The sequence below is a fragment of the Ramlibacter cellulosilyticus genome (assembly GCF_014297465.1).
GTDB classification, from domain to species: Bacteria; Pseudomonadota; Gammaproteobacteria; order Burkholderiales; family Burkholderiaceae_C; genus Ramlibacter; species Ramlibacter cellulosilyticus.
In genome coordinates, this window is the sequence record NZ_JACORT010000033.1 from 1 (window position 1) to 1,199 (window position 1,199).

Genomic DNA, 1,199 nt, shown 5'->3' on the forward strand with positions numbered 1-1,199 from the left:
CGTAGATACTGTTATCCAGGTCAAGCGGCGTGAAGCGCCGGGTTGAAGGGTTGGCCCGACTTCAGGACGCCGTATGCGATGGCGACGAGCTTGCGCATCACGGCGCCGATCACAAGCATCGGCGGCTTTCCAGCTGCCGCAAGGCGGCCGGCGAAGATCCTCCCCCATGCAGTTCTGGTCATGGCTACGACCGCGGGCATATAGAGGGTTCCGCGGATGTCGCTATGCCCCTTCTTGGACAGCCGCGGTTTGCCTCGTACGCTCGTTCCCGATTCGCGCCGGCTGGTGTCCAAGCCGGCGAAGGCCACCGCCTGCTTGCTGGTGGCGAATCGCAAGTCGCCACCGTAATAGCTCAGCAGCATTCCTGAGAGGACCGGACCGATGCCCGGCACCGATTCGAGCAGCTTGCGCTGATCCTTGAGAGTCGGATCACTATCGATGTGCTGGCGGATCTGCCGTTCGATCTCGGCGATCTGTTCGTCCAACATCGCAATGACCTTGGAGATGCTCTCCAGAACGCGCGGCTCCGAGGCGCTGTCGCGTCGATTGAGCTCCTCGGTGCGAAGCCCGATCAATGCCTCGCGCCGACGCACCAAGGCGCGCAGGCCTCGGATCGCCTTGGACGGTGCCTGCCAGCGCTCCGGAACGCGCTGCGCGCAGAACTTGGCGATGACGCGTGCATCCAGCTTGTCAGTCTTGCTGCGCTCGCCCAGCGACTCCCCGAACTTCCGGATCAATAGCGGATTCACCACGCTGACCTCGAAGCCGGCATCCACCAGGAACTCCGCCAAGTCCTCCCAATAGGCGCCCGTGGCCTCCATGCAGACATGCGCTTTGGTCACATCCTGCTTGGCCAACCACGCCGCCAGCTCCTGGAAGCCCTTGCGGCTGTTCGCCACCACTTTGTCTCGGAACTTGCCCTGCTCGCGCAGCAGTGCGACGTCGAGCTTCTCCTTGGACACATCGATGCCGATCGTGTCCAGCTTCTTCTCTTGCGCCATCTCTGATCAACCTTGTGAATGCGGGCTCCGGGCGTGCCGGGCGGAAAGATACTGTCCGGTCTTTGAAGACGGACAAGAGAAAGAGAAGCAGGCGCCGCAGGATCTACGCCACGGGTTCAAAGACCAAAGGCTGGGTACGGCGTGCGCCCGCTTCCGGGTTGCCCCAAAAACAAGATTGGAAGAATACAAGGCTGGGTT

The 1,199-nt window shown here is 62.1% G+C and carries 1 protein-coding gene; it reads right to left on the minus strand.

Annotated elements, in window-relative coordinates; genetic code table 11:
* Window positions 1-20 precede the first annotated feature (20 nt).
* The gene (locus H8N03_RS25985; RefSeq protein ID WP_187079155.1) at window positions 21-1,001 is read right to left on the minus strand and encodes an IS110 family RNA-guided transposase; all 981 of its coding nucleotides are present in this window, start codon (window positions 999-1,001) and stop codon (window positions 21-23) included.
* Window positions 1,002-1,199: the final 198 nt, after the last annotated feature.